Source organism: Mesorhizobium sp. RSR380A (assembly GCF_054719385.1).
Map to the genome: position 1 here is coordinate 1,575,497 of NZ_JBTTIB010000001.1, position 24,442 is coordinate 1,599,938.

At 62.0% G+C, this 24,442-nt stretch carries 20 protein-coding genes; 7 read left to right on the forward strand and 13 right to left on the reverse strand.

What is annotated here, in order from left to right; translation table 11 throughout:
* Positions 1-86: 86 nt before the first annotated feature.
* Both wecC and wecB read right to left on the reverse strand, forming a co-directional pair.
* A complete protein-coding gene (gene wecC / locus ACYG9Z_RS07620; protein WP_023683437.1) occupies positions 87-1,424 on the reverse strand; it encodes a UDP-N-acetyl-D-mannosamine dehydrogenase in 1,338 nt (445 codons plus the stop codon).
* Positions 1,417-2,571 carry a non-hydrolyzing UDP-N-acetylglucosamine 2-epimerase gene (wecB, locus tag ACYG9Z_RS07625; RefSeq protein ID WP_023751288.1) on the reverse strand — a complete coding sequence of 385 codons (1,155 nt, stop codon included), beginning with the start codon at positions 2,569-2,571 and terminating at the stop codon, positions 1,417-1,419. Before wecB ends, wecC begins: the two co-directional genes overlap by 8 nt.
* A 354-nt stretch (positions 2,572-2,925) precedes the next feature.
* On the opposite strand from wecB, the gene ACYG9Z_RS07630 reads away from it, so the two are divergent.
* A complete protein-coding gene (locus tag ACYG9Z_RS07630) occupies positions 2,926-4,221 on the forward strand; it encodes a glucosamine inositolphosphorylceramide transferase family protein (RefSeq protein ID WP_460223151.1) in 1,296 nt (431 codons plus the stop codon).
* A 42-nt stretch (positions 4,222-4,263) separates the two neighbouring features.
* On the opposite strand, the gene ACYG9Z_RS07635 is transcribed toward ACYG9Z_RS07630, so the two are convergent.
* Entirely contained in the window at positions 4,264-5,367 is a 1,104-nt protein-coding gene (locus ACYG9Z_RS07635) for an acyltransferase family protein (protein WP_196814872.1), read from the reverse strand.
* A gap of 256 nt (positions 5,368-5,623) precedes the next feature.
* Here ACYG9Z_RS07635 and ACYG9Z_RS07640 point away from each other — a divergent pair, with 256 nt between their 5' ends.
* The 5 genes from ACYG9Z_RS07640 to ACYG9Z_RS07660 all read left to right on the forward strand — a co-directional run bounded on the left by ACYG9Z_RS07640 (position 5,624) and on the right by ACYG9Z_RS07660 (position 11,818).
* The gene (locus ACYG9Z_RS07640) at positions 5,624-6,883 is read left to right on the forward strand and encodes a VpsF family polysaccharide biosynthesis protein (protein ID WP_023751290.1); all 1,260 of its coding nucleotides are present in this window, start codon (positions 5,624-5,626) and stop codon (positions 6,881-6,883) included.
* A gap of 218 nt (positions 6,884-7,101) precedes the next feature.
* The gene (locus tag ACYG9Z_RS07645; protein ID WP_031243977.1) at positions 7,102-8,700 is read left to right on the forward strand and encodes a GumC family protein; all 1,599 of its coding nucleotides are present in this window, start codon (positions 7,102-7,104) and stop codon (positions 8,698-8,700) included.
* Between the two features lies 1 nt (position 8,701).
* The gene (locus tag ACYG9Z_RS07650; protein WP_023671792.1) at positions 8,702-9,808 is read left to right on the forward strand and encodes a glycosyltransferase; all 1,107 of its coding nucleotides are present in this window, start codon (positions 8,702-8,704) and stop codon (positions 9,806-9,808) included.
* A 169-nt stretch (positions 9,809-9,977) separates the two neighbouring features.
* Positions 9,978-10,706 carry a N5-glutamine methyltransferase family protein gene (locus ACYG9Z_RS07655; RefSeq protein WP_023671791.1) on the forward strand — a complete coding sequence of 243 codons (729 nt, stop codon included), beginning with the start codon at positions 9,978-9,980 and terminating at the stop codon, positions 10,704-10,706.
* Positions 10,703-11,818 carry a hypothetical protein gene (locus ACYG9Z_RS07660; protein ID WP_023671790.1) on the forward strand — a complete coding sequence of 372 codons (1,116 nt, stop codon included), beginning with the start codon at positions 10,703-10,705 and terminating at the stop codon, positions 11,816-11,818. Before ACYG9Z_RS07655 ends, ACYG9Z_RS07660 begins: the two co-directional genes overlap by 4 nt.
* Positions 11,819-11,952: 134 nt before the next feature.
* Here ACYG9Z_RS07660 and nadE read toward each other — a convergent pair whose 3' ends face one another.
* From nadE to asnB, 4 genes are read right to left on the reverse strand one after another with little or no spacing between them, the layout of a single operon-like run.
* Complete coding sequence (gene nadE / locus ACYG9Z_RS07665; RefSeq protein WP_023751291.1) at positions 11,953-12,957, reverse strand: NAD(+) synthase; 1,005 nt, start codon at positions 12,955-12,957, stop codon at positions 11,953-11,955.
* Positions 12,954-14,501 (reverse strand): class I adenylate-forming enzyme family protein, encoded by a 1,548-nt coding sequence (locus tag ACYG9Z_RS07670; protein WP_023683447.1) that lies wholly within the window; start codon positions 14,499-14,501, stop codon positions 12,954-12,956. Before ACYG9Z_RS07670 ends, nadE begins: the two co-directional genes overlap by 4 nt.
* A 23-nt stretch (positions 14,502-14,524) precedes the next feature.
* A complete protein-coding gene (locus ACYG9Z_RS07675; protein WP_023671787.1) occupies positions 14,525-14,788 on the reverse strand; it encodes an acyl carrier protein in 264 nt (87 codons plus the stop codon).
* Positions 14,789-14,810: 22 nt separating this feature from the next.
* Positions 14,811-16,748, reverse strand: coding sequence for an asparagine synthase (glutamine-hydrolyzing) (asnB, locus tag ACYG9Z_RS07680; protein ID WP_023744244.1), 1,938 nt, complete (start codon positions 16,746-16,748; stop codon positions 14,811-14,813).
* Between the two features lie 298 nt (positions 16,749-17,046).
* On the opposite strand from asnB, the gene ACYG9Z_RS07685 reads away from it, so the two are divergent.
* Complete coding sequence (locus ACYG9Z_RS07685) at positions 17,047-17,916, forward strand: hypothetical protein (protein ID WP_023751292.1); 870 nt, start codon at positions 17,047-17,049, stop codon at positions 17,914-17,916.
* A 207-nt stretch (positions 17,917-18,123) separates the two neighbouring features.
* On the opposite strand, the gene amaB is transcribed toward ACYG9Z_RS07685, so the two are convergent.
* The 6 genes from amaB to ACYG9Z_RS07715 all read right to left on the reverse strand — a co-directional run bounded on the left by amaB (position 18,124) and on the right by ACYG9Z_RS07715 (position 24,342).
* Complete coding sequence (gene amaB, locus ACYG9Z_RS07690) at positions 18,124-19,638, reverse strand: L-piperidine-6-carboxylate dehydrogenase (RefSeq protein WP_023751293.1); 1,515 nt, start codon at positions 19,636-19,638, stop codon at positions 18,124-18,126.
* A 175-nt stretch (positions 19,639-19,813) separates the two neighbouring features.
* Positions 19,814-21,088: an RNA polymerase sigma factor gene (locus ACYG9Z_RS07695; protein WP_023707663.1), complete on the reverse strand. Its 1,275-nt coding sequence runs from the start codon at positions 21,086-21,088 to the stop codon at positions 19,814-19,816.
* Positions 21,085-21,459, reverse strand: coding sequence for a YciI family protein (locus ACYG9Z_RS07700; RefSeq protein ID WP_023671781.1), 375 nt, complete (start codon positions 21,457-21,459; stop codon positions 21,085-21,087). Before ACYG9Z_RS07700 ends, ACYG9Z_RS07695 begins: the two co-directional genes overlap by 4 nt.
* A gap of 82 nt (positions 21,460-21,541) precedes the next feature.
* Positions 21,542-22,642, reverse strand: coding sequence for a DNA topoisomerase IB (locus tag ACYG9Z_RS07705; RefSeq protein ID WP_023703952.1), 1,101 nt, complete (start codon positions 22,640-22,642; stop codon positions 21,542-21,544).
* 63 nt (positions 22,643-22,705) lie between these two features.
* Complete coding sequence (locus tag ACYG9Z_RS07710) at positions 22,706-23,467, reverse strand: glycosyltransferase family protein (protein ID WP_023751295.1); 762 nt, start codon at positions 23,465-23,467, stop codon at positions 22,706-22,708.
* Entirely contained in the window at positions 23,464-24,342 is an 879-nt protein-coding gene (locus ACYG9Z_RS07715) for a glycosyltransferase family 2 protein (protein WP_023751296.1), read from the reverse strand. The genes ACYG9Z_RS07710 and ACYG9Z_RS07715 overlap by 4 nt, the downstream gene beginning before the upstream one ends.
* Positions 24,343-24,442: the final 100 nt, after the last annotated feature.

A 24,442-nucleotide genomic window follows, 5' to 3' on the forward strand; every position in this document is an offset into this window, starting at 1 on the left:
GGTCAGCGCATGGATGGTCGCACCGAGAAACTCGCGGCGGCGTGATGCCAATAGAGAGTGTTGCGCCCATGCCGGGTCATGCGAGTTCATGCCGCTTCTCCGGTGCGAGCGAGAGACTGCGAGCGTTCCATTTCGGATTTCTTGCCTTCGATGCGGGCGTCGGGCTTGCGCGCCTTGCGCCAGGTCCACAGGCCCCGTGTGTCGACGAGCTTCTTGTCCTTGAGCGCTTCGGGATCGATCAGATTGAATTGTCGATGGTCGACCAGCAGGACGACGATATCGGATTGGTCAATAGCGGAAAGTGCATCGGTGAACATGACGCCGCTGCCCTCGAGCTCGTGTGGCAACTGACGCGCATTGGGCTCGGCAGCGACGATCTTGATATTGGGAATCTTGGACAGAAGCTTAACAACCTCGACAGCCGGGCTCTCGCGCATATCGTCGATATTGGGTTTGAAGCTGAGGCCAAGACAGGCGATCGTCTGCTTGCGGGTCGGGTCGAGCAATGCCTCGATGTCCCTGACCACCGACAAGGGTCGCTCGGAATTGATGCGCCGTGCCGAACTGATCAGCCGCGTATTGTTCGGTGCGGCGTCGATGATAAAATACGGATCGATCGCAATGCAGTGGCCGCCCACGCCCGGGCTCGGCTGCAGGATGTTCACGCGAGGATGCCGGTTGGCGAGATCGATTACCTCCCAGACATTGAGCGACAGATCCTGGCACACCGCCGCAAGCTCATTGGCGAAGGCGATATTGACATCGCGGAACGCATTTTCGGTCAGCTTAACCAGTTCCGCGCTTTCGGCCTGGGTTATGAACAGGTCGCCGGCGACGAAGCTTGAATAGAGTGCCGCTGTCCGCTCCGAAGACTTTCGGGACAGTCCGCCGATCGAGCGATCATTGTTGATCAGCTCGGTCAGCACCTTTCCCGGCAGCACGCGCTCGGGAGAGTAGGCGACCAGGACGTCAGCTTCCTCGCCATGCGCGACGGGAAATTTGAGATCGGGTCGCAGTTCCGCGAGCAGCGCTGTCATGACGCGCGTCGTGCCGACCGGCGATGTTGATTCCAGCACCACCAGGTCGTCCCGTTTTAGCACCGGAGCGATGCTTCGCGCTGCCGCAAGCACGTAGCTGACATCCGGCTTGCGGTCCGGGGTGATCGGAGTTGGAACGGCGATAATATAGGCATCGGCCGGCTGAGGCGTGCTGAATGCCTTGAGCTTGCCATTGGCGACGACTTTCTGGATCAAACCATCCAGGTCCGGTTCGATGATGTGAATTTCGCCGCGGTTGACCTTCGCGACCACCGCCTCGTTCACATCGACACCGATGACATCGAGTCCGCGGCTGGCAAAAATGGCACAGGTCGGCAGGCCGATATAGCCCATGCCGATAACGGAAACGGTTTTGATTTCAGCCATGATTCAGCAATTCCTCAACGATCCGGCTCGCAGCTTGGCCATCGCCGTATGGGTTGTGCCTCTCCGCCATGCCGCGATAGACGCTCTCATCATCGAGCAGGCTATTGGCATTGGCCAGAATTTTTTCGATATCGGTGCCGACCAGCCGGGCAGTACCAGCGGCGATCCCTTCGGGTCGCTCCGTGTTTTCCCGCATCACCAGCACCGGCTTGCCGAGTGAAGGCGCCTCTTCCTGCACGCCGCCGCTGTCGGTCAACACCAGGTAGCTCTGTTTCTGCAGGTACAGGAATGGCAAATAGTCCTGCGGGTCGATCAGGTGGATGTTCGGCACCGTCCCGATTTCGGCGTCGACCACGGAGCGCACATTCGGGTTGGGATGGACCGGGTAGATGATCTGCACATCCCTGCGCGCCGACAATGCCTTCAGCGCGGTGCAGATTCTCTGGATGCCGCCATCGAAATTCTCACGGCGATGACCGGTGACGAGGATCATTTTCTTGGTCGGATCGATGAAGGGGAAACGAGCGGCGAGCTCGGCGTTCATCAGCTTGTCGGCATCGATCTCGCTGGAGAAATGCAGCAGCGTGTCGATCACGGTATTGCCGGTTACGAAGATGGTGTTCGCAGCCTTTCCTTCGGCGATGAGATTGTCGCGCGCCTCGGTGGTCGGCGCAAAATGCCAGGTGGCGATGTTGCCGGCAATCTTACGGTTCAGTTCCTCCGGAAAGGGAGAGTTGATGTTGTGGCTGCGCAATCCCGCCTCGATATGGGCAACCGGAATGCGCTTGTAGAAGGCAGCTAGAGCCGCGGTCATCGCGGTGGTTGTGTCGCCCTGGACGATGACGATGTCCGGCTTCGCCTTCTCCAGCACCCCCGCCATTCCGAGAAGCACGCGCGAGGTCACGTCGAACAACGTCTGACCTGGCTGCATGATGTTGAGATCGTAGTGCACCGGCAGGCCCGTCAGTTCAATGACCTGATCGACCATCTCGCGATGCTGGCCCGTCACACATATTTCCGTGGTGAAGCCTGGATGGGCGAGCGCGGCCCGCGCCACCGGAAAACATTTGAGCGCCTCCGGCCTCGTGCCGAACACGATCAGCAGTTTTCGCCTTGAGGGCAAGTTCGGATGTGAAACGGCGTTCATGGTTGACCCTGGTCACCGAAAGCGTGGGCGCCCGGCTGACATGTGCTTTCAGCCTAACAATAGCGCCCTGAACCGCCTTCGTATTCAAAAAAATTAACGTATGATTAACGCTAGAGTCCGCAGCCCCCCTTGGGCAACCCTTGCCAGGAACTGTGGGGAAAGATACCAGAGCAAAGCCATTTTTTGCTTTAACGAGAATAACTTGGGTTGACTAATATTTTAATCATCGGCCACGCCGTCGCATCCCGGCGCTGGGAAAATGAGCTTTTCATGCGGTTGGGTGCGGCAGGTTATGTGGTCTCGAGTTGCCACGCGCCGGCGCCGGCGCCAACCGCTCGGGGGCTGGACACTGTCTTGGCGATCGAGAGCCGGCGTTTCGGTCCCTCGCTGGCGGGCCGGTCCGAGCCGTTGCCGCCCATCGATCGCGGCCCTCCGGACCTCGTCATAGATCTCACTGCCAGCGCAACGGGGCAAGACGCGCCAGTCCTGAGGCTCGAATTTTGCGGTCGCAACAGCTTTCCAGCCGGCGTTGCCGCAATGTTGGCGAGCGGACAATTGCCTGAACTTGGCGCTCGCCTCGATGGCGTTGTCGTGGCCCAGGCTAGACCGATGCTGGCAGACAGGCTCTGGCTATCTCGAAGCTGCAACGACCTGCTCGCCGGCGCCATGTCGCTGATCATGCAAACCGTCGCCCGCTTCTTTGCGGGCAAGCTTGTGCCGGTAAGCGACAACCCGGTGCCGATCCTGAAGAACGACAGTTTTGTTCGACACTATGTGCCCCTTTTCGGCAGGGCTTTGATCGATCGCGCCGTGCAAAAAATCAGGCGGGGACGACGCCCCTTCTATTGGCAGGTTGCCTATCGGGTGATCGACGGACCAGGCATCGCCGAAACCGGGCAACTCGACGGCAAACCGTTCACAGTCCTGCCGGACGATGGCCAACGCTTCTATGCCGACCCGTTCGTCTTCGAGGCCGACCGCCGCCATCATCTGTTTGTCGAGGAATTCCCCTACGCGACGAGTCGCGGCGTGATTTCCGTCGCCGAGCTCGGTGACGATGGCACTTTCGGTGTTCCAAGGGTTGTATTGGAGGAAGCGCACCACCTGTCGTATCCGCAGGTGTTCGCACACGATGGCGAGATTTTCATGATCCCCGAAAGTGGTTCGGCTCGCGAACTTGTGCTCTATCGCGCCGCGCAGTTTCCCGACCGCTGGGTCCGCGACACGGTGCTGATGACGGACAGGGATTTCAACGACGCGACGCTGCTCGAATCCGACGGTCGCTTCTGGCTGGTTGGAACGGAGCGGTTCGGCTACGGCAGCGCGTCGGACACGATGGCGGTCTATTGCGCACCCTCGCTGCGCGGGCCATGGGTCGCCCATCCGCTCAATCCCATTGCCGTCGATCATTCGGCCACCCGGCCGGGCGGCGCCTTTATCCGCCACGACGATGCCCTGGTGCTGCCGGTGCAGAACGGATCGAGGGCCTATGGCGGTGGTCTGGGGCTGATGCGGCTTGAGCGACTCGACGCGTCCGATGTCCGTTTTGCCTCGCCCCGGCCGATCGGCGCGGGTCCGGCATGGGCACGCACGGGCATTCATACGCTTAACCGCGCCGGCAATGTCGAGGTCGTGGACAGCGCGGGCTGACTGAAGCGCTGAAAGCCGTGACCGTCCCGTTGCTTGGCCTGCTTATTTGTTCTCCGTGGCAATATGAGGAAGCGGTGTGTTTCTCGTCTTCCTTTTGCCGTTCAGGGTCTGAAGAATCGGCTTCTCGATCATCTCGTAAATCACCAGACTGACGAGGCAGGCTGCCACGATGCTGACCACCGACACCAACAATACCGTTGTCGGATGCTCGTATCCGACGGTGCGTCTGGCCAGGTACGCCACAGCGCCGATCACGAAGATATGCGACAGATAAAGCGCGTAGGAAGCGTCGCCCAACTGCTCGAGAAGGCTCCAGTGCTTGAGTTTCGGCTCCAGAATGAGGCTGAGATGAAGTAGGCCCGCCGCCCACATTGCTTGTCCCGCGAAGCTGATCTGACCCAAGAGCGGCGTACCGTCATCGACGAATGAAAGCACCCCGCCCGCAGCGGTCATTACGCCGAATATCCAAGCATGGCGTATGTCGGAAGTGAAATCACCGTCCAAATAGCGCCGCCCTATCCACATACCGATGACGAATGCCACCGGAGAAGGGTTGAGATAGAACTGGATAACAGGGTTGGTGGGAGCCAGCCACAGCCCGGCTATCCACATCGCAATGAAAAAGACCGTCAGCACAAATACGCGCGAGGTCACGGACAGGAATGCGAACACCGCAAAAGCGATATAGAAAAATACCTCGTAATTGAGCGTCCAGCCGAGTGAGAGGATTGGACTGGCGCTATCCCGTCCAGGCGCTTCGTGAACAATGAAGAGGAGCGACTGAAGATAGTGGGGCCACGTAAAGACGGTCTTCTGGAAGAGACTTGGCGCGAGCGCCGCCAGAACCGCGGCGAGGCTGGTGAAAAGCCAGTAAAGGGGGATGATCCGGATTGCTCGGCGTTTCAGGAAGGTGGCAGCGGAAAACGGACCATCTCCCGTAATATGGACCATTATGAAACCGCTGATGACAAAGAAAAGAACGACGCCCAGGCGGCCCGCCGTCACAATAATCAGATTGTCCACGCCAATCTGATAGGAAAAGGCGTGTGCGAACAGAACCAGCAAGGCGGCGCAGGCGCGAAGATACTGAATCGAATAGAACTTCTTCACCTTGATCTCCTGCGCTTTGCCGGCGCCTGATGCCATTGTGCCGTCCACAGGCAGCGCGTCGGGCGCCGTGCAAAGCATCGCCATCAATACGACCGGCCAATTAAGTGTGGGTTACCGACTTCATGAAATAGCCCATGCCGGGCATCGCCACTGTTAAGATCGGGTTATCCATATTCCTTTACGTTCTTGCAGGAAAATGTACCCGGGGGTGCGTTCGTCCCCTGCCATCTCAATCGCAAGCCGCAACGCTGGTCAGATAATCGTGAGTGTCACCCCCACAGAGCAACAGTTCGTGACCGCGCAGGCCAGCCGCCAAGACGCCCTCACACTCCTGTTCTTTCTCCTCGCGGCCTTCGCTTTCCTGCTCCGCTCGACCATCTCTCCGCAATTGATGAATATGGTGATGTCCTATTCGACGGAGGGGGGGTCGTTTCCCGAAAAGCTGCATATCGGGACCTATGCCATCTTTCTGCTGCTTGTCGTCATCGCCACGACCCGGCCAATTCGGCTCGAAGGCGATGAAGTCAGGCTGTTCAAGGCGACATTGTTATATTCGCTGCTGCTGTTGTGGCTGGTGCCTTATCTCTTCGTGATAGGCCGTGCCGGCTCGGCCGGCTTCATAATCGATTCCTATCTGGTCTCTTGTGCCGCGGCGATGATCATGCTTGCCCTGGGTGACCATGTGCGCAGGGCGCTTGGCAATGTCATCGTCGGCATGATCGTCCTCAGCGCCATCATCGGAACGATCGAGGCCGTCACCCAGCATCGATTCCTGCCCTATCCCCTCGTTGAGCTGGACTTTCGGCCGATCGGACTGTCGGCCCATCCGCTGGCGCTGGGCGCGCTTTGCACCACCGCCATAGGTTTCGTTGCATTGACGCGGTGGCGTATCTGGGTGTGCGCGCTTTGCATCTTCATTCTCTTCATCGGCACGGCCGCTTCGGGCGCGCGCACCGCCCTGCTGCTCGCTTGCGGCGAGATCCTGTTCCTGCTCGTGTTCCTGCCTTGGCCGGACTTGTCACCCAGACATCAACGCCAGGCCAAACTCCTGGTGCTGATGCTGACGCTGGCCGGTGGCGCCATACTGATTGCGATACTCTTTTCGGCGGGGCTGCTGAACCGCTTCAGCAACACGCTCTTTGATCAAAATTACGACGCGCGCGTCAAGATCTACGATGTATTCAAGTTCGTTGAATGGAGGGACATCCTGCTTGGCATGAATCCCAACGAGTTGTTGAAGATCGTCAACGAAAAGCTCAACCTCCCCTTCATCGAAAGCACGCCGGTCGTTCTTACGCTTTTGTTCGGCCTGCCGATCGCCCTGCTCTTCGCGTTTGCTTTCTTCCGGTTCCTTTTCAAGCTCCTGCGCAATACGCCTCGGGCCGCCCATATCGCAGCGGCCGCGTCCATTCTCGCGGCATTGTCAAACAATGCCCTTTCTTCGAAGGCGCCGGATATCATGCTGCTCGTCATCTTGTTGCTCGCTTATCGAAAGCCGGATGGGCGCCTCGGCACGCCCCTTCAAGGCCAACCAGCATCAACAGCGACATGACGCCAAGCCCGCTCCTTGCGGGTGCCCTCGCGACGACCTCTTGTATTTCCATTTGAAACGCCTGCACGCTTTGCCAGGCTACGACGGGCGTGGCAGAATACCGACCAAGGGTGGATAGATCGCTGTTCCGGAACGCGCCTGACACGCCTGGAAAATGAAATGTTAACGATGTTTCCGTAAAGCAGGCTGTGCGTATTGAATATTAAAGGGTTAGCATGATGTCCGCCGCTTCCGGTCCTCCTCCAGCCGCGGCCGCCGCCGGCATTAGCCCCTATGAACGGATCGAAAATGCGCGGCGCGCCAGCAGGCCAAAGCCGCAACAAACCGCGCCGATCATGGCACATGCGGCGGCACCCGCTGTAACGTCGGCCCCTGTAACGTCGGCCCCTGTGTCGCCTGCACCCGTGGCGCCGCCTGTAGCCGAGCCCGTCACGACGGTGACGCTCAACAAGATCGGAACCTTTCTCGAACTCGATTTCGGGCGTCTGTTTGTCTGGCTGCGCGCCGGCCTCGCTCTGGTATGCCTGCTGGCAATCGCCGGCGGGATCATCGGCGGTGCCTACGCTCTGCTGAGCAAGCAGCGCTACACCGTGACCACGGACATCCTCATCAATCCCGCCAATCTTCAGGTTGTTCCGAATGATCTTTACCCGCAATCGGCCCAGGTCGATGGACAGCTGCTCAGCGCGCGCAGCAAAGAGCGCATCTTGACCTCGGGCAGCGTGCTTTCACGTGTTGTAGACGATCTTGACCTGGCCAGTGACCCGGAGTTCTTCGACGCGGACCGAAGCCGCACAGGGACGGACGGCGCCAAACCCGACCCAAAGCTTACCGCCCTGAAGAACCTGGCGGAACGGGTTAGCAGCATCGCGGATGAAAAGTCGTTTGTCACGACCTTGATGGTATCGGCGGAAACCCCCGCTAAGGCGATCCTGATTTCGCAGGATATCGTCAAGACTTTCCAGGAAGAGCTGGCCAGCGCCGAGGCTTCCGGCGCCAGCCGTGCCGCGGCCGCGCTGGACGGGCGGCTGGGCCAGCTCAAGAGCGATGTGCAGGCGGCCGAAGAGAAGGTCGAGGCCTATAGGCGCAGCCACAATCTGGCCACCAGCAATGGGCAGCTTGTTTCCTCGCAAACCATGACCCAGCTCAACGGCCAGATCGTGGAGACGCAATCGCGCGTCATCGCCGCGCAGGCAAGTTACGACGCCCTGCTTGCCGCCGGCGCAAACGGCACCAATTCCGGTCCCGCCACGTCGGAGGCGCTTGTGGCGCTGCGCGCAACGGCCAACGGCCTGCGCCAGCAGATCGATTCGCAGTCGATGACCTTTGGCCCCCGTCATCCGTCGATCGTCAGGCTGAAGACGGAGTACAACACGGTCAGCGCGCAACTCAGCGCCGAATACGCGCGCACCCTGCGCCTGGCGAAGGTCAATCTCGATGCCGCCAAAACCTCGTCGGCCTCCCTCAATGCCAAGATGAATGACTTGAAGGGCAACGTGTTCTCGGATAGCGATTCCGAGGTCGCCTTGCGTGAACTTGAACGTGACGCCGCGTCGAAGACGGCTATCTATGAAAGCTTCCTGTCGCGGGCACGCCAGATAACCGAGCGCGAACAGATCGACAGCACCAATGTGCAGGTGATTTCCACCGCAGTGCCGCCAAAGGGCCGTTCATGGCCCCCGCGCACGGTCGTGATGATCGGCCTGGGGGCCATTGGCGGCATGATCCTTGGCATGTTGCTCGCCATTACCCTGGGTATCGTGCGCGACATGCGTCTTCCGCCGAACCGCCCGGACGTCATTGCCAGCCGCGCCTGAAATGGCGAAGCGGATTGTCTTTCACATTGCCAGCCTCAGGGGCGGCGGCGCCGAGCGTGTGTTCGTCCTGATAGCGAACGAGCTGGCATCGCGCGGCCACAACGTCACGCTTTTTACCTGGAACGCGCAGGGGCCCAATGCCGCCCTGCTTTCGCCTGCCGTGCATCTGGTCGATTTCGGCCTCCCCATTCGCGGCGAGGGTTATGGCAAGTGGGCGACATTGAAAGGCATCGTGCGAAGCGCGGGCCTGCTTGGCCGCCTTTCTCCCGACGCGATCTACAGCGCCCCGGAATTCGCCAATCTGGTCGTGGCGCTGGCGCTTTCCCTCGCGCGAAGCAGGGCGCGGTTCTTCCCGAGTTTCCACGCCGCCGCCTCACTGCCTTCCGGCAGCCTTGGCGCGAAAATGGCGGTCTGGCTTTCGGCCCTGGTTGCGGCCCGCGCCACCAGGGCCATCGCGGTTTCTGAGGGTGTCGGCGGCGATCTTGTGGCCCGAGGCTTCCCGAAATCCAAGGTCGTGGTCATCAACAACCCGCTGCCGCCGGCTGCGGCATCCCAGCAACGCTCCTACGCCTGGCAGGCAGAGCTCGCGGCGATGGGCGACGGCCCCATCATCATCACCGCCGGACGCCTGGTGCCCGTTAAGGATCATTGGACGTTGCTGCGGGCCTTCGCTGTGCTGCGCGCCGGCCGCCGGGCCCGGCTTGTCATCTTCGGCGAGGGTCCGCTGGCCGACGAGCTGCGCGCCTATGCCGAAGAATCCGGTATCGGCGCAGACGTTCTGTTTGCGGGCTATGTCAATGATCCGGCGGCCTGCTACGCCGTAGCTGACTTGTTCGTCCTATCATCGACCAGCGAGGGCTTCGGCAATGTTCTGGTCGAGGCCATGGCAGCGGGGATTCCGGTGGTCTCCACGGACGCGCCGCACGGCCCGCGCGAAATACTTGATGACGGCCGCTTCGGCGCCCTGGTGCCGGTCGGCGATGCCGCGGCCCTGGCAGTGGCGATGGCCGGAATGCTCGACCAGCCGACAACCGCCGCGATCCTGAAAAGCAGGGCGGCGGATTTCGAAATTGAAAAGATCGGAGACCGGTACGAGGCGTTGCTCTGAATTAGCGCATGGATCGGCTTGCGGCGGCACAGGAATCCGCCATTGATGGGACAGGACGCCGCCAACATAGGCCGGTTACTCCCAATCCAATCATGATCTTTAACATCAATTTACCCGGAGTTGGTAACAACAGGGAACCCGCGTTTTATCCTCAGGATAGGGATTTTCCTTGCCGCAGCATCACAGCCTTCCTGCCGGCCGTGCAAACGATCGCAATTGGCCGCGATTGCACCGCTTCATGCGGGTTGAGCTGGAACTCGCGCCTGACGTCCTGGTGCCGCGAGCCGAAACGGAACTGCTTGGCCGGACGGCCGCGGCCATTCTTGGCGAACAGGCGCACGAAACGATCCTGATCGACATGTGCTGCGGCAGCGGCAATCTTGCCGTGGGCATCGTCAGCGAATGTCCTCGGGCTCGGGCGTGGGCGGCGGACCTGACCGACAGCACGGTTTCGCTTGCCCGCCGCAATGTTGTGCGCCTCGCCCTGCAGGACAGGATCAAGGTCCGGCAAGGCGACCTATTTGCCGCGATCGAGGGTGACGGCCTCCGCGGCGCTGCCGACATGGTTGTGTGCAACCCGCCCTATATTTCCTCATCCCGTCTCGATAGCGAAAGCGCGCATCTGTTGGAGAACGAACCTCGGGAAGCTTTCGACGGCGGCCCTTACGGTATTTCGATCCTCCAAAGGCTGGTCCGGGATGCCGCAGCTTTCCTCAAGCCAGGCGGATGGCTGCTATTTGAGTTCGGCGAAGGTCAAGATCGGCAGATAGCAACCCTTTTATCGAGAACGAAATCCTACGAAACCCCAACCTTTGCCGTGACGGCCGACGGCCAGCCCCGTGTCGCCATGGCGCGCAAACATGGTGGCCGGGTTCCCGGAACCGGGAGCCCGGCGTGAGCGTCGTCCGCGCCCTCGATCAGGCCGACCTTGCGGCCGTCGCGGGCATGTTTCAACGCATGCTGCGCAAGAAGCGGGGGCCAGCGCCGGCCTCCCTCGTCGATTACATGAGGCGGTTTTATCTGGACGCACCCGACTGGGGCAGCGGGCTCCGTTCGCTTGTCCATGTCAATGACGCCGGCCAGGTTTCCGGGTTCGTCGGCGTTCATGCGCTGCCAATGAAATTCAACGGCCGGCAGCTCTACGCTGCCATCTGCAGCTCGCTGATGGTCGAGGATCACGAGACCGATCCGATGGCCGGTGCCCGCCTGTTGAAGGCCTTCCTCGATGGTCCGCAGGACATCTCCTTCAGCGAAACCGCCAATGATACGTCCGTGAAACTGTGGACGCGGCTTCGCGGCGTTGTGCTGCCGCAATACAGCCTTGACTGGGTTCGCGTGATGCGGCCGGCGACCTTCATGCTCAGCCTTTTTGCCAATCACATGAAGCTTGCCTGGATGTTCAACCCGCTCGCCCGGATCGTCGACCGGCTCTACCTTCGCAAAATGAAGGGCAGTCAACGACGCTGGACCGGCGTCGTCGCCAACGCATCGAGCCGGGGGGCATTTCGGGCCTCCGAGATCGACAGCGGCAGCTTTGCGGGGCTGCTGGAGCCGCTTTGCGCCCAATTTCCGCTACGTCCGCAGTGGGCGGAAGGTCAGCTCAACCATATTCTGGGCGATGCGGCGCAAAAGCCGGATTTCGGAGAGCTTGTCTACGTGTCGGTGGCATCGCCGAACGGCGCCAATGTCGGCGCTTTCGCCTATTACGCGCGACCGGACGGGATCGGCCGCGTGCTGCAGGTCCTCGCTCTTCCCGGCCAGGCCGGGCCGGTGATCGATTGCCTGGTCGAGCATGCCGCCCGGCGCGGTGTCTCCGGCTTGCGCGGCCGCGTCCAGCCCGCGCTTCTGGACGCCATGCTTGTAAGACGCATAGCCTTCATACCGGTCGCCTCGACCGTCGTGCATTCACGCGATCCCGAGCTTCTCGATGCCATGAAGAACGCGCAGGTCTTTCTGAACGGGCTTGCGGGCGAGCAGTGGAGCCAGTTGATCGGCGGCCGCTTCACCTGAAGCGTTCCGCCTACAGCAATTCCAGGAAAGGGTGCGCGGCTTTCCGTCCGGAATTGCGTAAAGACAAGAGCTTAGTATTTCTTTCATGCATGTCGTATCGCAAGACCGGATCACTTTTGCTCGATATGCATAGGTCAGGAGCCGACTTCGTCCACGCCGTCAACGAGCTGCGGGCGCAGGTGCAGATAGCGCGTTGCCTTTCGCTTGGCGGCGATGTCGGCCCAGACGCGTTCGATCTGTGAGGCGGTCAATCCCGCCGCTTGCCCTACCACCTCGGCGGACACGCCGTTGTTGAGGCCGTAGAGACACAGATCCATCCGATCGTAAGGCAGGGAGAAGTAGAATTCTTCCTGCGTCTGCGCCAGCGAGTAGGTGTCGGTGGTCGGCGGCCGGTTGCGGACCTCTTCCGGAATGCCGAGATAGGCGGCTAGCGCATAGACCTGCGTCTTGTAGAGATGCGCGATCGGCTTGACGTCGGCGGCGCCGTCGCCGTTCTTGACGAAGAACCCCTGGTCGTATTCCAGCCGGTTCGGTGTGCCGAGCACGGCGAAGTTCAGCCGGTCGGCATGATAATATTCGAGCTGCTTGCGGGTGCGCTGCTTCATGTTGGTGGCGGCAACGATGCCGAGATAGACAGCCACCGGCATCCGCAATTTCGTCTGCTTGCCTTGCGGGTCCTGCACCACCAGCGACGAGATGTTGTAGCCCTCGCCTTCGAGCACGTTCGCGATCACGATCTTCGAGGCCCAGCCCTTGCCATAGTCCGGGACCAATTCGCGGATGAAGGCGTCGCGGCGTTCATAGCAGCCCATTGCCCGCAGGGTCGGCCCGATATCCTCCACAACGGCCTCGACGCCGAAAGTGTCGGCGACCAGATGGCCGAGCCGCAGGCTTTCGGGGTCGGAATCGCTTTCCGGCATGAGGACGCACAGCACATTCTGGTGGCCGACGGCCCGCGCGGCCAATGCAGCCGAAACGCTGGAATCTACACCGCCCGAAAGACCGAGCACGAGTCCGCGCTTGCGAATGCCGCGCAACTGCTCGCGCAGGGCCGCCACGATCCTGTCCGTTTCGGCGGCGGGATCGATGGCCAGGGCTTGCGTGAAGGCCGGCGCATCCTGGGTTGAGCCGATGTTCATTGCTCGGCCTCCATCATCTCAGCCGCGAGCCGGCGGCTGACCTTGCCCGACTCCGTCTTCGGTAATTCGCTCCGGAACTCTATGATTTTGGGGACCATGAAATCCTCCAGGTGGCGCGCGCAGTGACGAATGATGTCCTTTCCGCCAAGCGCCGGATCGGACCGCACGACGAGCGCGCCAATCGCATGCCCCAGCACCGGATCCGGCACGCCGACGACCACCGCTTCCGCGATACCTGGATGGGCGTGGAGCACGGCCTCCACTTCCTTGGGGGCGACCTTCTCGCCACGCGTCTTGATGATGTCGTCCTTACGCCCGACAAAATAGAGAAAGCCGTCCTCGTCGGTCTGGAACAGGTCGCCCGTATAGAGCACCTTTTCCCAAGGGTTAGGCCCCGGCCGGAGCGCTCGTTCCGTCGCGGCCTTGTTGCGCCAATAGCCCTGCATCACGTGCGGACCGCGGATGACTAGCTCACCTGCCACGCCCGCCGGCACGCGTTGTCCAAGGTCGTCGACGACAAAGGCTTCCGTGTTGGGGATGGCTATGCCGACCGACCCTGGCCGGCGGTCAAGTTCCTCGGGTGGCAAATAGGTGCAGCGCTTGCATTCGGTCAGCCCATACATCGAATAGATCCGGACGCCGGGCAGCAGCGAGCGCAGGCGTTCTATGTGGGCTGGCGGCAAGGCGGCCGCGGTGTTGGAAATATAGCGGAGGCTGGGCAGGAAACCCGGCGCCAGATCACGCATCTGCAGGATCATCGCCGCCATGGTAGGCACCAGCGGAAGGCCGGTGACGCCCTCTTTGCGGATGCGTTCGAAGATCTCGTGCGGGAAGGCGAAGGACTTCTCGAGCACCAGCGTGGCCCCGAGCCTGACTGCCATCAGCAACTGGTAGAGGCCATAGTCGAAGGCAAGCGGGAGGACGTTCAGGATGATGTCGTCCGGCGCGTTGCGCAGATAGGTGGCGATCGACCCCGCGGCGGCGTCGCAATTGCGATGCGTCATCATCACACCCTTGGGCCGGCCGGTCGAACCTGACGTGTAGATCAGCATCGCAAGGTCGACGTCGATGCCGCGATGGTTTACCTCCGCGCCATCGAACGTCAGGCAGTCAGTCAGGGACGCGGCCCCTGCCGGGCATTGCCCGTCGGCCCCAGGGGTGGAAGCCACGAAGATGCCGGGCTTGCCTTGCGATGCGCAGGCTTCGGTGACCACGGGCATCAGCTTCGCCTGCGTCAGGACCGCCCTGGCGTCGCAATCGGCGATGACGTAACCGAGCTTGTCGGCCTTTGTGGAGGGGTTGATCGGACTGAAGGTCGCACCTGCCTTGAGTGCGGCAAAGATCGATACGGCGGCCTCCCAGCAATTGTCCATGAAGATCAGAACGCGGTCGTCGCGCCTGATCCCATTCATGAAGAGAGCGGTGGCCAGCCGGCTCGAAAGGTCGTCGAGTTCTTCGTAGCTCAGCCTTTTGCCCTTGGTGACCAATGCCGTCTTGGCCGGGTGGGCAGCAGCCTTCGCCACCAGAAAATGCTCGATCCGCACGGGACGTTCCTCGCCGTTGGCGCTTACGCTGCCAGCGTTTGTGCTCTCGCCTCGATGAAGGACGAGATGCGGTCAAGCGAGTCCAGGTTGGCCGGAACGATGTCGGCATCCACCATCGCGATGCCGAAATTGTCCTCGATGAAGGCCACCAGCTCAAGTACCGCAGTCGAGTCGATAATGTCGTTCTCGATCAGCGAGGCTGAATCCGACAGTTTGTAGGAGGTGTCGCCGAACAGGAAGTTGTCGACGATAAAGCTTCTGACCCTGTCCTTGATTGCCGTCATCATGTCTTTCCTTTTCCTCGCCGTCTCAGGCCGCTCTTGCCGCGCCGGCCGCTTGGCCGGCGAAATTCTTCTGCCACAGCTGCGTCGACAGAATGCCGACGAAGGCGGCGTTGTCGCGAAATCCGGTCGCGGTCTCAATGCGGCATTTCTCGTGGAGCTTGGCCACCGCCTTGGCGTTGAACAGGCCGCCGGCGGTAATGCTCGCCTCGCCCAGGCAGTCACGAACATAGTCTAGTTCCTCCGCCCCGACGAAGGAGCGGGCCTCCGGGGCGCGGTAAGGTTGCTTGGTGCGTTTACCGATCGCCGCCGGAAGGTGGTGCCTGGCCACCTTGCGCAATATGTGCTTCTCCATCAAGCCTTTCAGTTTCATCTCCGGCGGAAGTCTTGCCGCGAACTCTACCACGCGATGATCCAGGAAAGGAAACCGCCCTTCGATGCCGTGCGCCATGGCCATCCGATCGCCTTGGCTGGAGAGGATGTAGCCGGGCAGGAGGAAGCGGGTTTCGAGATATTGCGCCTGATGCAGCGGATGCCATAGGGAAAACGCCTCGGGTAGGCGGCTGGTCAGCTCTTCAGCTGCGTCATAACCCTTCAACGTCGCGCGCAGGTCGCCGGAAAAGAAGATTTTCGCCGCCGCCGTGGTCTTGAAGCGTGGCCGATGCGAGAACAGCGGATCGTCGAGGGCAGCGTTGCTGGTGCCGAAGAAGGCAGCCAGATACTCCACCGATTGCTGTTGCAGGCCCGGCAGATACGGGTAAAGCCGGCGGAACAGCTGCGGCCTTATGCGCGATGTGGGCTGCCGCCCGCAGAACCGGCGGACACGCGCCTCCTTGAAGACGTCGTAACCGGCGAAGACCTCGTCGGCGCCTTCACCCGTCAGCACCACCTTCAGGCCGGCCTGGCGAACCAGGGCGGACAATTTGTAGAGTGGCGCTGGCGCCGTGCGGATGATCGGCCGCTCGGCAAAGCGGATGACGTCAGGAAAGACGCTGGCGATATCGCGGGCGCCGCATTCTATGGCGTGGTGGCGCGTGCCGAGCGCCGAGGCCATTTCGGTCTGAAAGGCGCTTTCGTCATGCTCGGCGCTGTCGAAGGTTACGGAAAATGTCTCCAGTCTCCGAGGAGTCATGCCGGCGGCAAGCGCCGAAACGAGCGACGAATCGAGCCCTCCGGAAAGATAGGAACCGACCGGCACGTCGGCCCGCATGCGAAGCCTCACCGCATCGGTCAGAAGGGCTTGCAATTCCTCTGCCGCGTGGTCCTCGTTCGTGATCTTCGACGGCTCATCACGATGCGGATAGTCCAGGTGCCAGTACCGTCTGACCGTGACCTGCCCCTGCGTCGCGATCATCACACTTGCCGGTTCCAACTCGTGGATATTGCGGAACGCCGTGCGCGGAGCGATCGGCGCCCACAGCGTAAAGATCTGATCCAGCGCAATCGGATCAATTTCAGCGGAGACGCCCGGGACCTTCAACAGAGCTTTGATCTCCGAGGCAAAGTAAAGCACCCCGTCCTTACTTGTGTAGAAGAGCGGCCGGACACCCATCCGGTCTCGTGCAAGCACCATTCGTCGCTGCCGATTGTCCCATATCGCCAAGGCGAAATCACCGTTCAGGAGAGACAAGCAGTCTTCGCCCATCTCCTCATAGAGCTGAAGGATGACCTCTGTGTCGCTCGACGTCCGAAAGTGTCGGCCCTTGGCGATCAGCCCTTCGCGCAGTTCTATGTAGTTGAAAATCTCGCCGTTGAACGCAATCGTCAAATTGCCGGCCTCGTCGGACATCGGTTGCTGGCCATCGCCGATGCCGATCACCGACAGCCGCGCATGCCCGAGCCCGGCATCGGGTGCTACGAATTTCCCTTGCTCATCCGGCCCACGATGGGCAATTGCGGCTACCATGTGCGTGAGCAAAGCTTCCGCATCCCGGATTGACCCGAAATAACCCCCGAATCCACACATCCCTTGAACTCATATTGAACGCTAAGGTACGGAACATAACCACGATAGTGGCATCTGAGGTTAATCCGATATTTTCACCGAGCATGTGGTTAACAAGAAGTTTGCCACGATGTGGTGTTCGTGGCTAGGACGCGATGGCTCTCCATCACCTCGCGGTTGCGGCCGTAATAGCCGGAACGATAGCCCAGGCTCGCTCTAGGCCTTTTGTCCGGGTTGGCATGGCTGGACACGGGCGGCTAAGGCTGGAAATGTGATTGCACGTCTTCGCTGCCGGGGGGCTGGCCGGAGGACGAGGAGGATGGCGCTGAATTTCGAATATATTGCCGGCCATCCGGCGCTGCACCGTCATGTCGAGGCGCAGTCGAAGGCGCTGCTGCATATCTATGAAACGAGCCCACGCCTGGCCGCCGTGTTCGCCACGCAACAGCGCTGGTTGCTGGCTCACACCGGCCTAGCCCTGCATTTCGCCCGCGACCCGCGCGATCCCCGCACGGAACTGACACTGGCCCGCTTCATCGATGCCGTGCTTCACTATTCCGTCGCTAGCCGCAACACGGCCGAAGCCTTCATCAAGGAGATGCTGCACTATCACATCATCGAATACCTGCCGCACACCGGTGACGGACGAGCCCACCCGTTTCAGGTGACGGCAGCGACGCTGAAGGAATTCGACGGCTGGGTGGTTGCGCACCTGCGCACGCTCGACGGTCTCGACAGCGGCAGCCGCCTCGCCGCCTTTCTCGAGCAGCACGGCATGATTTCCAGGCTGCAGCCGCTGGTGGCGGAAGGCCTGCTCTCCTCCAACCCTGTGCGTGAGCCCAAGCTGACGTTTTCGCTGTTCATCTGGCTCAACAATGGCGGCATCGTCATGGATTGGCTGATGTCCGGCATCGATCCCGACAATGCCGCCCTCGACCGGATCCCGACCAGCGTGGTTTCGATCGGCGAATTCGCCAGTTGGCTAAAACTCTCGCGCACCCATCTTGCGCGCAAATTGCGCGACGCCGAAAAGCTCGGCAGCGTCGGCTGGATGGGCAAGCGCGGGCATTCGGTGATGTGGGTGTCGAACAGCTTCTACCAGGAATACATGACCGTCCAAGCCGCCAAACTTGCCGTCATCGATGCCGCGTTCGAAGCCTGCCGACCGGCGTCGCCGCACGCTGGCTGAACGTTCGGCGCAGACGCTGTTGCGCAGCCGATCGTGCCGACCGCGAGGACCCGTCCGGGCGCATGGCCGAGGTGGCCTTTCCGCCGTCGGGATACGGACATCTGGACAGCGGGGGCGAAGCCTGAAAGCGGAACGATCCGCGCGAGCGGCAGCGATCCGGCCGACGGGCTCGGGTGGATCAACTGGTCAAAAGCCGGGCGCAGCATCTCAATCGATGTCGAATGACACGCCCTGCGCCAGCGGCAGCGCCTTGGAATAGTTCACCGTGTTGGTGGCGCGGCGCATATAGGCCTTCCAGGCATCGGAGCCGCTCTCGCGCCCGCCGCCGGTTTCCTTCTCGCCGCCGAAGGCGCCGCCGATCTCGGCGCCCGACGTGCCGATGTTGACGTTGGCGATGCCGCAATCCGAACCATCGACGCCGAGGAAGCGCTCGGATTCCTGCAGGTCGCGGGTGAAGATCGACGACGACAGTCCGGCGCCGACCGCATTGTGCTCGTCGAGCACGGCATCGAAATCGGAGTACTTCATCACATAGAGGATCGGCGCGAAGGTTTCTTCGGTGACGGGAGCCACCTGCTTCGGCATTTCGACCAGCGCCGGATGCACGTAATAGGCATCGGGATGGCCATTCTCGACCCGCGAACCGCCGGTCAGCTTGCCGCCGTGAGCGGTGGCTTCCTTGAGCGCCTTCTGCATGGCGTCGAACGCCGCCTTGTCGATCAGCGGCCCGACGAGCGAAGACGTCTCCAGCGGGTTGCCGACCGAGACGCTCTCATAGGCCTTCTTCAGCCGCGGCAGCAGCGTGTCATAGACGCTGTCATGCACGAACAGGCGCCGCAGCGTCGTGCAGCGCTGGCCCGCGGTGCCCATGGCGCCAAAGGCGATGGCGCGCAGCGCCATGTCGAGATCGGCGGTCGGGCAGACGATGCCGGCATTGTTGCCGCCGAGCTCGAGCACGGCGCGGGCAAAGCGCTTGGCCAGCCGCGGGCCGACATCCCGGCCCATGCGGGTCGAGCCGGTGGCAGAAACCAGCGCCACCTTCGGGTGGTCGACCAGGATCTCGCCGACGGAGCGGTCGCCAATCAGCACCGGTGCCAGGCCCTGCGGCGCATCCGCGCCGAAGCGCTTGACCGCGCCGGCAAAAATCGCCTCGCAGGCGAGCGCCGTCAGCGGCGTCTTTTCCGAGGGCTTCCACACCACGGCGTCGCCGCAGACCAGCGCCAGCGCCGCGTTCCACGACCACACCGCGACCGGGAAGTTGAAGGCCGAAATGACGCCGACGACGCCGAGCGGATGCCAGGTCTCCATCATGCGATGTCCCGGACGCTCGGTGGCGATGGTCAGACCGTAGAGCTGGCGGGAAAGGCCGACGGCGAAATCGCAGATGTCGATCATTTCCTGGACTTCGCCGAGGCCTTCCGACGGGATCTTGCCGACCTCGATCGACACCAGCCGGCCAAGCTCGGTTTTGTGCGCGCGCAACTCCTCGCCGAGCAGCCGCACCAGTTCGCCGCGCCGGGGACCCGGCACCATCCGCCAGGCCTGGAACGCCGTGTGCGCGGCATCGATGGTCTTGGCCGCATCGGCCGGCGAAATCGTCTTCAGCGCCGCGATCTGTTCACCCGTCACCGGGCTGCGCACGACGAGGTCGCCGCCGGTCAGCGCGTCCTTGGCCACACCCAGTTTCGCCAGAAGTTCGGCCGTTTCCTTCGCTATCGTCATTTTTATCCCTTTCAGATCCGCTCGCCATCATAGGGCGGCGGTCGAGCCTTGGCGCCATTATCGCCCGCATGCCGCGGGCGCTGTCATGGCGTGCCATTACTCGTTTCAGGGGAAAATCGCCACCCCGGCATGGTCCAAGCCGGGATTGCACGATTGAGCCAGAGGAGGAACAGGCTTAGTGCGCTGTCTTCGCCGGCGCCTTCACGGCTCCGTCCCGCATCAGCCGGTCGATATGCATGCGGATATGGGCGGCTTCCGCTGCCGTGTTGGCCAACGCAATGGCGCGATCGAAGGCGACACGCGCCTCTTCGCCACGGCCGAGCTGCATCAACAGACCGCCCTTGAGGCCGAAGAAGTGGAAATAGCCGGACAGCCTCTCGCCAAGCGGCTCGATCATGGCAAGGGCAGCTTCCGGCCCGCGCACCTTGGCGACCGCAACGGCACGGTTCAGCGTCACCACCGGCGAAGGTTGCATCGCCTCCAGCAGGCTGTAGAGCAGGTCGATCTCTGTCCAGTCGGTCTCCTCGGGGGTTGCCGCCCGCGCATGAAGGGCGGCGATCGCCGCCTGCACCTGGTAGGGTCCGGGCTTCTGGTGGCGCAGGGCCTTGTCGACCAGCGCCAGGCCTTCGTCGATCATCTTGCGGCTCCACAGCGAGCGGTCCTGGTCGTCGAGCAGCACGATCTCGCCATTCTCGTCGAAGCGGGCCGGCGCGCGCGCATGCTGCAGCAAAAGCAATGCCGTCAGGCCCATGATCTCCGGTTCGGTCTGGAACAGCCGCAGCAACAGGCGCGCCAGCCGGATCGCCTCCTCGCAAAGCGGCGCACGCGCCGGCGCCTCGCCGCTGTTGGTGGAATAACCTTCGTTGAAGATCAGATAGACCATGGCGGCAACGGCGGCGAGCCGCTCCGAGCGCTCGACCGCGCCGGGCGTCTCGAACGGCACGCCGGCATCGGCAATGCGCGCCTTGGCGCGCGTGATGCGCTGTTCCATGGCGCTTTCGCCGACCAGGAACGCACGCGCGATCTGCTTGACGGTGAGACCGGAGACGATGCGCAGCGCCACCGCGATCTGCTGCGTAGGCGGCAGATCCGGATGGCAGCAGATGAACAAGAGCCGCAATATGTCATCGCGGTAGTGCGCGCCGTCCAGCCGTTCGGCGATATCGCTCTCGGCATCTTCCAGGTCCGAGATCTGGTCCTCTTCCGGCATCGGCGCCTGCTTGGCGCGCTTGCGCACCGCGTCGATGCCGGTGTTGCGGCCGACGAAGATCAGCCAGGCCGCAGGATCGCGCGGCGGCCCGTTCTGCGGCCAGTTCTTGAGTGCCCTCAGGCACGCGTCCTGGAAAGCTTCCTCCGCCGTATCGAGATTGCGGAAATAGCGCAGCAGCGCACCCATAGCCTGCGGGCGGGCAGCGCTGATCGCCGAGCTTATCCAGGCGAGGTCTGTCATGTGGCTACTCTGGTTGGGTTGAAGACGGAAACCGGTCGGATCTCATAGGATCCGCCGCTGGGATTGACCTCGGAAAGCTCGCGCGCGAAGTCGACGGCCTCGTCGAGATCGGCGCATTCCAGCGTGTAGAAGCCGAGGAACTGTTCCTTGGTCTCGGCAAACGGGCCGTCGATGACGACCGATTCGCCCTTGACCTTGCGCAGCGTCGTCGCGGCGGTGGTGGGCAAAAGCCGCGCCACCGGCCCAAGCCGGCCGGCTTGAGCGTATTTTTCCTGCACATGCATGAGCTTTGCCATGACCTCGTCATCCTGTGCCTTGCTCCAGGAGGAGACGACATCTTCGGAGGCATAGCAGAGGATAGCGTAGAGCATGGGACGTCCTTTTCTGTCTCAAAGGACGAAACAGTAGGGCCTATGCCGACATGGCGTCGACAAAAAAGTTACGCCATTTTTGTCAGCCTTCGCTTGCCTTCAACCATCTCAGCACAAGAGCCTCTTCATCATCGAGACCGTCTATCGATCGCTTGCGCTTGTTGGCCTCGGTCATTTCGCTAAGCAGCCGCCCTTCCACCCAGGCTTCGAAAACCTGTGGATGGATGTAGCATTTGCGGCAGACGGCGCGTGTGTTGCCGAGCCGCTCGGCCACCTTGTCGATGACGGCGTTCATTACACGCTTGGTCTGCGCCTGGCTTTCGGGAAGCTCCGTCCGCGCAAACAGCGACGCGGCATGGATGGTGCCGCCCCAGGTGCGGAAATGCTTGGAGCTGAAATTGGCGCCGATCGCGTCGCGGATATAGCGGTTGACATCGTCGGAGCGCACTCCATGCCTCTCGCCGTCCTCGTCGAGATATTGGAACAGTTGCTGCCCCGGAATATCCTGCGCGCCGCGCACGACCCGGGCGATGCGGCGGTCGACCAGCTTCAACTTCCATTCCTTGCCGGACTTGCCCTTGAAGGCAAAGCGCAGGCTGGATCCCTTGATGTCGACGTGGCGGTCGCGTAGCGTCGTCAGCCCAAAGCTCTTGTTGTCGCGGGCATAGGCGGCATTGCCGACCCGGATCATCGTGTTGTCGAGCAGCCAGACAATTGCCGCCACGACGCGCTCGGCCGGCAGGCCACGGCGGCGCAGATCGGCATCGATCCGGCGGCGAAGCTCCGGCAGGCTTTCGGCAAAGGCGACAAGGCTGGAGTATTTGGCGCCGTCGCGCTCGGCGGCCCACAGCGGATGGTAGCGGTACTGTTTGCGCCCGCGCTGGTCGCGGCCGGTCGCCTGGATGTGGCCGGCGGGATCGGGCGAGATCCACACATCCGTCCATGCCGGCGGAATGGCCAGCGCCTTGATGCGGGCAATGGCTGCCGCGCCGACGGCCTGTCCTTTCGCGCCCTTGTAGGAAAAGCCTTCGCCCGCCTTCAGGCGCCGGATCCCCGGCTCGCTGTCGCTGATATAGGTGAGCGAGGCCTGTTCGGCAGCGGTCTGCGCGCCGTTCTTCGGCGCTCCATCGTCCCCCTGTCCGGCAGCCGACCGGCCGGATGGCGTCCCAGATTTGTCAAGCATGCCCGCTCCACGAAATTTTTCTCGTAGATAAGCGCCAAGCCGACTGCTGGTTCCACCCCGTTGCTATGGAATGTGGTCGGGTCCACCAATGGTGGCACCAGCCGGCACGGCCATCCAGAGGCCGCCATCGTCGACGTGAGGCGGATGGTAGTCGCGCCCGGGCGGAATCTGTTCGAACACGGCCCCTGCCTCATCGGCAAGGTAGTCATAGCCCACATCCTGCAGGAGCCCCTTTGGATCAAGGTGGTGGTAGAGATTGCGGCGGGCGATCCGCCGCTTCGGCTCCATCATCTTTAAATGATAGAGGTTGAGCCCGCTGTTGCGGGCCTTGAAACCAAGATCGGGAGGATACCAGAGCCCGTGCAGGTCCTCTGGTCGGTACTTCGCCGGATCGTAGGCTCTGAACAGACGATACTGGAACTTTTCGGCCCACAGCCCGTCGACCCGGTACTCGGCCGGCGAATACAATTCGCGGAGCCGGAACCCCCAGGCCATGCGCCTGTAATCCCCCGTCAGCTGTCCGATCCGCTCCGCGGTACCGCGTTCCAGCCGCTCATCGGGATCAATAGCCAGGATCCAGTCGGCGGCAGCTTCATGCGCTGCGTCGAGTAAGATCCGCCGCCGCTGCGGCTCGCTGCTGAACACGCCGGTCGCCCCGCGATTGTCATAGGCAATCCAGCCGTCAACGACCGGATCGATATTGGTGATCAGATCGGCAACCAGATGCGCGTCATAACGATAGCTGAAAACTGCGACCGTTCTCTGGCGCGTCCAGAACAGTCGGCTCCGTCGCAAGCGTCGAGGCTTGATTTGGCTCGTTATCATTTTCTTGTTGCCGCTTTCACGCGATTTCGCACGCCAATATAGACACCCACGGATTTGACCAGCAGGGCAAGCCAGACAATTGGCATCGACATCATCGCGAAAGTTCGATCCCGATCGGAAAGCCCGATCTTCGCCAGCTTGCGGGCATTCCGCCGATCGCGAAACGTGTCGCGAAAACACCGAAACGGAGTGTTCAGGGCAGACGCTGCGAGGTAATCGCCGCGGCGACAGCCGCGCCTGTACTGATCGGCAAGCAATCTGGACAGCCGGGTTTCGTTGCGATGAACGGTTTGCACCTTAGGCTCCCACACCGGCTGCAGTTCCTGCGGCAGCCGCCCCAGGAATTCGGTGTCTTCGGCAGCAGGCATGGTTTCATCGAACAAGCCAAATTCATCGAACAGCCGCCGATCGAACGACACGCCGTAACGCAGCGCACGATCCGACGGCAGACCGGGAAGCCGTCGCATGAACATGATCAGATGAGCCGCACAGGCGATCAGATTGCGCGGATGGCTATTCACCATCGCGCTCGCCACGGCGCGGTCGCCAGCCAGATGCCGCTGCATCCGTGCCTCGGCCCAGCCCGAACAGGCGAGGCAATCATCGGCAAGAAAGGCAACGAAAGGCGCTTTGGTGGCCGCAATGCCGAGATTGCGGGCTGCGCCTACAAACAGCCTTCGACCGACCTCGATCACTGGCACCTTGACCCCGGCGCCGGTCAGCAGCGCCAGGACCTCGCCTCCGCCCGAGTTGACCACCATGATCTCGAGCGGCTCATCCTGATCCAGCAGGGATGTCACCGCCTCGACGATTTGAGCCGGCGCGCGATAGCCGATGACAATGACGGCAAGCTGCGGCGGGGCTGATTCAGGCACGTTGCAACTGGACGCGCGGAGAGGAAAACCAGCGCCGCAGCGCCAGCTTCAGCTGGTAGCGCCTGCAGCGCCAGGTGTTCGACCGCACCTTCGGCGCCGC

Coding starts and splice junctions, on each gene's coding strand:
- wecC (WP_023683437.1), bottom strand. CDS start 1,424: ATGGCTGAAATCAAAACCGTTTCCGTTATCGGCATGGGCTATATCGGC.
- wecB (WP_023751288.1), bottom strand. CDS start 2,571: ATGAACGCCGTTTCACATCCGAACTTGCCCTCAAGGCGAAAACTGCTG.
- ACYG9Z_RS07635 (WP_196814872.1), bottom strand. CDS start 5,367: ATGGCATCAGGCGCCGGCAAAGCGCAGGAGATCAAGGTGAAGAAGTTC.
- ACYG9Z_RS07645 (WP_031243977.1), top strand. CDS start 7,102: ATGTCCGCCGCTTCCGGTCCTCCTCCAGCCGCGGCCGCCGCCGGCATT.
- ACYG9Z_RS07650 (WP_023671792.1), top strand. CDS start 8,702: ATGGCGAAGCGGATTGTCTTTCACATTGCCAGCCTCAGGGGCGGCGGC.
- nadE (WP_023751291.1), bottom strand. CDS start 12,957: ATGAACATCGGCTCAACCCAGGATGCGCCGGCCTTCACGCAAGCCCTG.
- ACYG9Z_RS07675 (WP_023671787.1), bottom strand. CDS start 14,788: ATGATGACGGCAATCAAGGACAGGGTCAGAAGCTTTATCGTCGACAAC.
- asnB (WP_023744244.1), bottom strand. CDS start 16,748: ATGTGTGGATTCGGGGGTTATTTCGGGTCAATCCGGGATGCGGAAGCT.
- ACYG9Z_RS07685 (WP_023751292.1), top strand. CDS start 17,047: ATGGCGCTGAATTTCGAATATATTGCCGGCCATCCGGCGCTGCACCGT.
- amaB (WP_023751293.1), bottom strand. CDS start 19,638: ATGACGATAGCGAAGGAAACGGCCGAACTTCTGGCGAAACTGGGTGTG.
- ACYG9Z_RS07695 (WP_023707663.1), bottom strand. CDS start 21,088: ATGACAGACCTCGCCTGGATAAGCTCGGCGATCAGCGCTGCCCGCCCG.
- ACYG9Z_RS07700 (WP_023671781.1), bottom strand. CDS start 21,459: ATGCTCTACGCTATCCTCTGCTATGCCTCCGAAGATGTCGTCTCCTCC.
- ACYG9Z_RS07705 (WP_023703952.1), bottom strand. CDS start 22,642: ATGCTTGACAAATCTGGGACGCCATCCGGCCGGTCGGCTGCCGGACAG.
- ACYG9Z_RS07710 (WP_023751295.1), bottom strand. CDS start 23,467: ATGATAACGAGCCAAATCAAGCCTCGACGCTTGCGACGGAGCCGACTG.